General features: G+C 34.4%; 6 protein-coding genes and 1 pseudogene. 4 read left to right on the top strand and 3 right to left on the bottom strand.

Annotated elements, in window-relative coordinates; genetic code table 11:
• Positions 1-85: 85 nt before the first annotated feature.
• Positions 86-508 (top strand): annotated as a pseudogene (locus tag AC1RPW_RS05890) (transposase); the annotation flags it as partial.
• A 126-nt stretch (positions 509-634) separates the two neighbouring features.
• Here the strand turns inward: AC1RPW_RS05890 and AC1RPW_RS05885 are convergent.
• Positions 635-2,545 carry an acyltransferase family protein gene (locus tag AC1RPW_RS05885; protein ID WP_481761719.1) on the bottom strand — a complete coding sequence of 637 codons (1,911 nt, stop codon included), beginning with the start codon at positions 2,543-2,545 and terminating at the stop codon, positions 635-637.
• A gap of 81 nt (positions 2,546-2,626) precedes the next feature.
• On the bottom strand, positions 2,627-3,943 hold the full coding sequence (obgE, locus tag AC1RPW_RS05880) for a GTPase ObgE (RefSeq protein ID WP_409022424.1): 1,317 nt from the start codon (positions 3,941-3,943) through the stop codon (positions 2,627-2,629).
• 194 nt (positions 3,944-4,137) lie between these two features.
• On the opposite strand from obgE, the gene AC1RPW_RS05875 reads away from it, so the two are divergent.
• The 3 genes from AC1RPW_RS05875 to AC1RPW_RS05865 are packed head-to-tail and all read left to right on the top strand — an operon-like array spanning position 4,138 to position 7,754.
• Positions 4,138-4,893 carry a DeoR/GlpR family DNA-binding transcription regulator gene (locus AC1RPW_RS05875; RefSeq protein WP_481761718.1) on the top strand — a complete coding sequence of 252 codons (756 nt, stop codon included), beginning with the start codon at positions 4,138-4,140 and terminating at the stop codon, positions 4,891-4,893.
• Positions 4,890-5,801, top strand: coding sequence for a 1-phosphofructokinase (gene pfkB / locus AC1RPW_RS05870; RefSeq protein WP_481761717.1), 912 nt, complete (start codon positions 4,890-4,892; stop codon positions 5,799-5,801). The genes AC1RPW_RS05875 and pfkB overlap by 4 nt, the downstream gene beginning before the upstream one ends.
• 24 nt (positions 5,802-5,825) lie before the next feature.
• The gene (locus AC1RPW_RS05865) at positions 5,826-7,754 is read left to right on the top strand and encodes a PTS fructose transporter subunit IIABC (protein WP_409022421.1); all 1,929 of its coding nucleotides are present in this window, start codon (positions 5,826-5,828) and stop codon (positions 7,752-7,754) included.
• Between the two features lie 115 nt (positions 7,755-7,869).
• Here the strand turns inward: AC1RPW_RS05865 and uvrC are convergent, their stop codons facing one another.
• Positions 7,870-9,639, bottom strand: coding sequence for an excinuclease ABC subunit UvrC (uvrC, locus tag AC1RPW_RS05860; protein ID WP_481761716.1), 1,770 nt, complete (start codon positions 9,637-9,639; stop codon positions 7,870-7,872).
• Positions 9,640-9,711 lie beyond the last annotated feature (72 nt).

Below are 9,711 nucleotides of genomic sequence, written 5' to 3'. Positions count from 1 at the left end.
GGACATACAAAAATCCCTCCATGATTATCGGATGAAATTATATTATTTCATCTGACAACCATAAAGGGATTATTACAAAGCTTTAAAAACTCAGTGGCGCCTTTTTCACAAACAAGAAACAGAACTAGAAAGTTCAAAATCTGTTTATTTTTTTAGTACGAAAGAATATATGACGCAACAGAATGTTGTTGATTTAGGATTAGAACAAAGTTCTAACTTCAAAAAAGTCTATGAAACATATCAAGATATTTTATTAGCTATCAATAAAGCCGACACTTCTAATTTAACTCAGTTATTAGAAGACTATCAACCTAATAACAGTGAAATGGATACTGTAATAACCACTTTTAAAAAGAATCAGCATTATATTAAAAATAGTTTATCTTCACCATATTCAAATGGCCCTATAGAGGGACTTAACCGAAAAATTAAAACACTTAAACGTAGCTGTTACGGTTTCAGAAACTGGCATCATCTATTTGAAAGAATTTTATTAATTCATAACTAAAAAAAGGAAATCCTTTTGGATTTCCCTTAATTAAATTAGACGTTTATCGTCTCACCAACACTATTTGACGCAGACCCAAAAATAAGAAGCCCTACAAACCATAGTTTGTAGGGCTTCTTAAGTATTTTACATATTTTTAATTAATTGTCTTGCAATATACGTTGCATAATACTTTGAACCATCGGGATCTGGATGAACATTATCATCATAAAACCACTCTGTATGATCCTTACTATATGAATACCAATCAATTATATGCAAATTTGAATATTTTTTCTTTTGTGTCTCCAACATGCTATTAACGGTACCTTCCCAACGCCTTGTTGGGACATGTACATTAATCCAGTAAACTTGTTTCCCCGAACCAACTGCACTCATAATATCGTCAAACTGATCGGTTGTAAATGGACTATTTGTCCCTAAACCAATAACAACGTTATCTTGAAGTTTACCTTGCTTAGCCAACAACCTAATATCATCAGCAGCTGTATATACCTGACGACCGACTTTTGCATCAACATACATATGTGGGAAATCATCTTGTAATATGTTTTCTCCATCTGCCAATACAGAATCACCAATTGCCGTTGCATATACGCTTGAGGCTTTTTTTGTCTCAGCCTTTGTTAATGATGTTGGGCTTTGTTTTTCAGCAACTACTTTTGAAGAACTAGTTTTAGAAGCACTTTTGCTACTTGATTGTTTTTTCTTAGAACTAGACGAGCTCGGTTTTTTTAATGCGTCAGCATTCTTTTTATCAGCTACTTTAGCATTCTCACTAATAGTATTCTGTAAAGCATTCACTCCAGTAATTGAAAGACTTGGTCCGTTAATTATTCCAAACAACGCTATACCAATTATTAATGCACCCACAATAATAGAAAATTTTTGACGAGTTTTTTTAATATCCTTTGTAAAGGTTTCTTTAATAAATGTAAATGTTTGTTTATAATTAAATCTTTGTAGAGGTCTTTCTAAGAATCGATATGACAAATCACTCACTAATAAAATGATAGATATTTCAATTAGCGCGTTTAGCCATGGATGATCACCTATACTCTGAATCTTTGACTCATAGAATACCATTATTGGAAATTGATATAGGTAAATGCCATAACTTCTCTTACCAACCCAAGTAAAAACAGGATTTGTCATAATTTTGTTCATATCCGCTCCAGGATGTGCAATTGTAGCTACAAAAATCATAACTAAAACTGAAAAGAAAAACATCCCTCCACGATAAACAAGCGAACTTTGATCTGACATAGTCAAAAACAAACTAATAATTGTTATGAGCGATACTATACCTAACGCATCTAAAACAAATCGGCCTTTTTTTGAAATTTCCTTTTTTAAAGAACTGCTTGGCCAAATAAATGAAAGTGCTGACCCCAATAAAATTGAAAACATTCTTGTATCCGTTCCATAATAGACACGACTTGGATCAGATCCTGCTTTATACAAGAAGGCCATCGCTAATGCGGAAATAAAAGCTAAGATAAAGATAAGATTAAAAATCCGTTCTTTTCGTTTTAAAAACACAATTAGCAACGCCACTATAATAGGCCAGAAAAAATAGTACTGACCTTCAATTGATAGCGACCAAAGATGCGTAAATGGTGATGGCGTCCCGAAATGATCAAAATATGATTCTTTGTGCAAAACTTGAAACCAATTATAAACATATAACAAATTTGATGCGAAAATTTCTTGAATATTTTTCAATAACTCTCTTTGAAATAGTGTTATATAGGCAATAGTTGCAATCAACATCGTCAATAACGCTGGATAAAGTCGTCGAACCCGTCGAATATAAAAGCCTAGAACATCAATTTTTTTATTTTGTTCCCATTCCTGATTAAGTAAATCAGTAATCAAGTAACCCGATACAACAAAAAATATCGGTACACCTAAGTATCCACCTTGTAGACTAGATGGCACGAGGTGATAAAGGATAACCCCAATAACAGCCAATGTCCTCACGCCATCAAAGCCAGTAATATATCTGGCTTTTTTTAATCTTTTTTTCTTATCCATCTTGTTCCGTTCTCCTCTTATCTTATATAAATTACCCTTTTATTTGCTGATAGCGTAACCGTAAATTATTAATATTCCGAATTATTCAACGAACTCAAATGAGAATTTATCAATTCTCACTATATCCCCACTTTTAGCACCACGTTCACGTAAAGCATCATCGACACCCATACCACGAAGTTGACGTGCAAAACGCATCAAACTTTCGTCTCGGTCCATATTTGTCATTTGGTATAGACGTTCTAATTTTTCTCCAGAAAGAACCCAAGTTAAATCTTCATCCCTATTAATAACAAAATCAGGTGCAGATTTTTCTTGTTCTTTTTCGAAATCATAGATTTTTTGTTGTGCTTCTTGTTCTTTCAAGTTTAGTGCTGGGAACATTGGTGTTTCTTCCAATAAATCACCAGCTACATTCATTAAGGTTTGTAGTCCCTCACGAGTAATAGAAGAAGTAGAAAATACACGAGGTGTTTCTTCCACTGTAGAATCTTCTGCCAATTGTTTTTTAAATGCTTCTAACTGTTCTGCAGCCCCTGGCATATCCATCTTACTTGCCACAATTAATTGCGGACGTTCAAGTAATTCAGGGTCATAATTTTTTAATTCTTTATTAATCTTAAGATAGTCGTCAAACGGATCACGACCTTCTTCAGGATTCATATCAACTAAATGAAGAATAACACGTGTCCGCTCAATATGACGTAAAAATTGAATTCCTAATCCAACGCCAACTGAAGCCCCTTCAATCAATCCGGGTAAATCAGCAATAACAAAATCACGGTTATCATCTAAACGAACCATCCCTAAATTAGGTGATAACGTTGTAAAATGATAATCTGCAATTTTAGGTTTGGCACTTGTCACAACTGAAAGAAGCGTTGACTTACCGACAGATGGAAATCCAACTAACCCAACATCAGCTAAAACTTTTAATTCAAGTTGAATTTTACGTTCTACTCCAGGTTCACCATTTTCAGAAATTTCTGGAGCTGGATTTTTAGGACTAGCAAATCTAATATTGCCACGACCACCTCGACCACCCTTGGCAACAACAGCATAATCTCCTTTATGAACGAGATCAGCGATTACTGCTCCTGTTTCAGCATCTTTAATTGTTGTTCCTTCTGGTACTTGAACTCTTTTATCAGGTGCACCATGTCCGTGCATCCCTTTAATCATTCCTTTTTCACCAGATTCAGCTCTAAAATGTTTACTGTATCTAAAATCCATTAAAGTTCTTAATCCTTCATCTACTTCAAATACAATACTACCACCACGGCCACCATCACCACCGGCTGGTCCACCATTAGGTACATATTTTTCTCGACGGAACGCTACCATCCCGTCGCCACCTTTACCTGCTTTTATTTCAATTGTAACTTGATCTATAAACATACGATCACCTATTCTTTCCGTTGACTACTAACTTACTATTTTAAAGAAGAAAAAGTCATTTGTCTATGTATTTACTTAACTCTTTTAAAAATTCAAGCCAATTTCTCATATTTCAAATTTTTTTGGTATTTTTGAATGTTTTTGGTTGATTTTGAATGTTTTTGGTGGTATTTTATTTATAAGGAGTTGAGAAAGTGCTTACAATTGAAAGGTGCCAATATATTATTTCTGAAATTGACAAACATGGTTATATTAAGTTACAAGATATTTGTCATAAATTAAATGTCTCAGAATCAACTGTTCGACGCGATTTACAGCAGCTTGAAACTGATGGTGAATTAGTAAGAGTTCATGGTGGTGCACAAAGCATCCAATCATTAAAAGTTGAAGCAAATTTAGAAGAAAAATTTTCATTAAATACGCCAAATAAAATAGCAGTTGCTAAAGCTGCTGCAAATTTAATCAAACCTAATAATGTGATTTTTCTTGATGCTGGTAGTACAACTTTCGCAATGATTCCCTATCTTAAGTTAGTTAACAATCTAACTGTTGTTACAAACGGTGTTAATCATGCACTTTCTCTTTCTGAAAATGATATTAGAACAATCGTCATCGGTGGTCAAGTTAAAGCTAATACAAAGGCTATTGTGGGAGCTGATAGTATTAAATCAATCAAGAACCTTCAATTTGATTTAGTCTTTCTCGGTATTAATTCAATTAACAATAAATTTGGATTTAGCACACCAGATCCTGAAGAAGCCGCAGTTAAACTGGCCGCAATTCATCAAAGTCGACAAACTTATGTTTTAGCCGACAAATCAAAATTTAACCAAGTTTCATTCATTAAAGTTGCAGATCTTAATCAGGCTACAATTATCACTGATAAATTGCCGGTAACTGATTCTGAAAATTATAAAACACAAACAAAAATTTTGGAGGTACAACAATGATTTACACAGTAACTTTAAATCCTTCTATTGATTACATCGTTCAACTAGATAAGTTAACGCTTGGCGAAGTTAATCGGATGGATTATGATACAAAATTACCAGGTGGTAAAGGTATAAACGTTTCCCGAATTTTAAATGAATTGAATCAACCTAATAAAGCACTTGGTTTTATTGGTGGATTCACAGGTGAATTTATTAAGTCAGCTATGATAGCTAATCACCTAGATACTCAATTTACAAAAATAAAAGCTGATTCTAGAATTAATATTAAAATAAAAGCTGACCAAGAAACCGAAATAAATGGTAAGGGTCCTCTAATATCAGATGATGAACTTAAACTATTCAATGAGCAATTTGAAACATTGACGTCTGATGATACTGTCATTTTAGCTGGTAGTTTAGTTCCTAACCTATCTCAAGATTTTTATTATGAATTAATTAAAGTAATTCGTTCTAAAGGCGCACAATTTGTTATTGATACAACTGGTGAAGCACTATTGAAAACAATTAGTGAAAAACCTCTCGTCGTGAAACCAAATCACCATGAATTAGCCGAATTATTCAATGTTACTTTAAACGGTATCAACGATATTGTGAAATATGGTCAAAAATTATTAGAATTAGGTGCACAACATGTTTTAATTTCAATGGCTGGCGATGGCGGCCTATTGATTACTAAAGATGCTGTTTACCAAAGTAATGCGCCTAAAGGGACTGTTATTAATTCAGTTGGTGCTGGCGATTCAATGATTGCTGGTTTTACAGGTACCTTTGCAAAAACTAATGATCCTATTGAAAGTTTTAAATATGGACTAGCTTGTGGCTCCGCAACTGCATTTTCTGAAGATATTGCAACTATTGAAAAAATTAACGAAATTTTACCACAAATTGATATTAAGAAAATCTAACTATTATAAAAGGAGTTTTACACTATGGACTTAAATGAATTATTACTTAAAGATGTCATGATTATGGATCTTCAAGCAACAACAAAAGCCGAAGCAATTGATGAAATGGTACATAAATACTTTGAGGCTGGCGTGATTGATGATGAGGAACTTTACAAACAAGACATTCTAAAACGTGAAGCACAATCAACTACTGGTATCGGTGAAGGTATTGCCATGCCACATGCAAAAAATAAAGCTGTTAAACGTGCTACTGTCCTATTTGCTAAAAGTAAAGCAGGACTTGACTATGATTCACTTGATGGTCAACCTACATTTTTATTTTTCATGATTGCTGCTCCTGAAGGTGCAAACGATGCCCATTTACAAGCATTAGCTGCTTTATCAAGTCTATTAATTAATCCCGATTTAGTTGATAAATTAAAAACAGTCACAACTCCAGATGAGGTTCAAGCTGCCTTCACTGCCGCTGAAAATGAAAAAGAAGCAAAAGAAGCTGCTGCACAACTTGCTGCTAAAAACACTGATGTTAAACCATCAGGTAATCCATACGTGGTCGCTGTAACAGCCTGCCCTACTGGTATCGCTCATACTTATATGGCTGAAGCTGCCCTCATCAAACAAGCTGAAGAGATGGGCGTTGACATTAAAGTTGAAACAAATGGCTCAGAAGGTATTAAGCATCGTTTAACTGACGAAGAAATTAAACGTGCGTCTGGTGTCATTGTCGCCGCTGATAAAAAAGTTGCTATGGATCGTTTCGATGGCAAACCTTTAATTAACCGTCCTGTTACCGATGGTATTAAAAAAGCCGAAGAATTGATTACTGCCGCAGTAAACGGAAAAGCACCTATTTATCATGCTAAAGGAACCGACGCTGCTGAAAATGATGAAGAAACCTCTGGTAGTGTTTGGAATGAAATTTATAAGAACTTAATGAACGGTGTATCACACATGTTACCATTTGTTGTTGGTGGCGGTATCTTAATGGCACTCTCATTCATCGTTGAACAATACGTTCCCGGTGGCTCAAGTTCACAAACTTTTATCTTCTTAAATGGAATTGGTAATTATGCATTTGCTTTCTTAGTACCTATCTTAGCCGGTTTTATTGCTATGAGTATTGGTGATCGTCCTGCCCTTATGCCTGGTATTGTTGGTGGTTACATGGCTAACTTTGCTGCCGCAAATGTTATTAAAACTGAATCTGTTTCTGGTTTCTTAGGTGGTTTAGCAGCTGGTTTTATTGCCGGTTATGTTATTGTCGGTCTTAAAAAACTCTTTAAAAACTTACCAAAATCACTAGATGGGATGAAACCTATCCTAATCTACCCTATTTTATCCTTATTAATTGTCGGCGCGATTATGTTCTTTATGGTTAATCCTATCTTCGCACAAATTAATCATGTCTTGTCAGATTTCTTAACTCATATGGGAACAGCCAATGCCGTCTTAATCGGTACAATTCTTGCTGCTATGATGGCTATCGATATGGGTGGTCCATTTAACAAAGCAGCTTATACATTCTCAATTGGTGTCTTCACTTCTACTGGTGATGGTAAAATGATGGCTGCTGTTATGGTTGGTGGTATGATTCCTCCACTTGCAATAGCTATTGCATCAACATTCTGGAAAAATAAATTTTCTGAAGATGAAAGAAAAGCCGGTTTGTCAAACTACATTCTTGGTATTTCATTTATTACTGAAGGTGCTATTCCTTACGCAGCAGCAGATCCATTACACGTCATTACATCAAGTGTAATTGGTGCTGCAATCGGTGGTGGTTTAAGTCAATTCTGGAACGTCTCTGTTCCTGCACCTCATGGTGGTCTTTGGGTAATTGCCTTAGCTACAAATAAAACGTTCTACTTACTTTCTGTTTTAATTGGTGCTGCAGTTGCAGGGATTATCCTCGGTATCTGGCGTCCAGTTGCAAAAGAAAATAAGAAATAATTCGTTTAACTTTGAAGAGCTATCAGGATAATACCTGATAGCTCTTCTTTATTTTAAAATAAAAAGGAGTCCTTAATGACATAAATCTCTGTCATTAAGGACTCCTTTTGTAAATTTATAATGATAATTTTATTGTTTGTGCGACTGTCTTTGAAATACCTAATCCTTGTAACTCTTCCATTGAAGCGTCTTTAATATGTTTCATCGACCCAAATTCTTTTAACAATTTCGTTTTGGTTTTTGGCCCAACACCCTGGATAGAATCTAAACGAGAACTAAGTGAGTTCTTTGAATGAACTTGACGATGAAAGGTAATGGCAAATCGATGGACTTCATCTTGAATCCTTTGTAAAAGGTAAAACCCTTCACTCTTTGGATCCAATGATAGTCTTTGATCAGCATCACCAAACATTAAATCAGATGTTTTATGCTTGTTATTTTTAACCATCCCCGCTACTGGAATCATTAAATCTAATTCATTACTTAAAACGTCTTTTGCAGCTTCTATTTGTATTTCAGCACCATCCATTAAAATTAAATCTGGCATAGGCTTACCTTCCTTCAAAAGACGTGTATAACGTCGGCGAACAACTTCACGTGTACTTGCTGCTTCATCCGCATGATCAACTGTATTCAACTTATATTTGCGATATTCGCTCTTCTCAGGTTTACCATCAATAAAACTAACCATGGCTGATACCAGATCAGTCCCTTGTATATGTGAGTGATCAAAAGATTCTATTCGATGACCTTCTGGAATCCCCATAGCGTCTGTAATTTCTTTCATGGCACCAGTTGTTTTGCGCCCATCTAATTCTAGTAATCTGAATTTTTCTTCAAGAACTAAGCGAGCATTTTTTTTAGCTAATTTTAAAAGTTCACTTTTTTGCCCACGTTGTGGTGTCCGAATTGGTACTTGTAAGATATCAGATAAGATATCTGTATCAATTCCTGCTGGAACTAATATTTCTTTTGGTAACACATTATTTTTTCGATTATAAAACTGAAGGATAAAAGTTGCCATTTCTTCTTCAGCCGTTGTTACAATTGGAAAAAGTCTTTTTTCTCGCTTCATTAATCGTGCTTGCCTAATAAAGAAAACTTGAATTGACAACCAACCTTTATCCAGATAGAAATTAAACAAATCTCTAGGTGTATTATCATTTGAAATGATTTTTTGTTTTTCAACAGTAACTTCAATAAAATGAATTTGATCACGTAATTCAGCGGCACGTTCAAATAACATTTCATCCGCTGCCTTACTCATTTCTTTTTTTAGTTTTTGTTTTGCTACAATCACATTACCATTTAAAAATGATTTGATTTTTTTTATTTGAGCCTCATATTTTTCATGCGGAACTTCTTTAAAACAAGAGCCTAAACATTGCCCCATATGATAATACAAACATGGTCGCTTCTGAAATCCATTGCATCTTCTTAAAGGATAAACTTTTTGTAAAAACTGCAATGTTTCCTGAGCTGCATAAACATTTGGATAAGGACCAAAATAAAATCCACCGTCCTTATTAACCTGACTAACGATTTGCATCATTGGGTCTTTTTCATTTGTAATTTTAATATATGGATATCCAGTACCTTTCTTTAATTTTATATTATAATACGGCTGATGTTTTTGAATTAAAGTAATTTCCAACAGAAATGCTTCTTTATCAGTGGATGTAATAATTGTTTCAAAATCAACAATTTGAGAAACCAATTTAGCTGTTTTTCCATCATGCGCACTTTTGAAGTAAGAACGCACCCGATTTTTTAAATTTTTTGCTTTCCCAACATAAATAATCTGACTATTTAAATTTTTCATGATATAGCATCCTGGTAATGCTGGTAATAATGCTAATTTATTTTCGATATGCTCTGAAGCCAATCGAGGCACCTTCTTTACGTTAATATATGCTTTAATTATACCCCGAACAAGCGTTTGAATAAAGAAAATAGA

The sequence above is a fragment of the Dellaglioa sp. CoH-55-MRSF-8 genome (assembly GCF_056782195.1).
The sequence above is the reverse complement of the archived record's forward strand: the minus strand, read 5'-3'. Positions and strand labels throughout refer to the sequence as shown.

Bases quoted from the DNA above. Each gene is read 5' to 3' on its own strand.
- AC1RPW_RS05885 (WP_481761719.1), bottom strand. From the start codon at position 2,545: ATGGATAAGAAAAAAAGATTAAAAAAAGCCAGATATATTACTGGCTTT.
- obgE (WP_409022424.1), bottom strand. From the start codon at position 3,943: ATGTTTATAGATCAAGTTACAATTGAAATAAAAGCAGGTAAAGGTGGC.
- pfkB (WP_481761717.1), top strand. From the start codon at position 4,890: ATGATTTACACAGTAACTTTAAATCCTTCTATTGATTACATCGTTCAA.
- AC1RPW_RS05865 (WP_409022421.1), top strand. From the start codon at position 5,826: ATGGACTTAAATGAATTATTACTTAAAGATGTCATGATTATGGATCTT.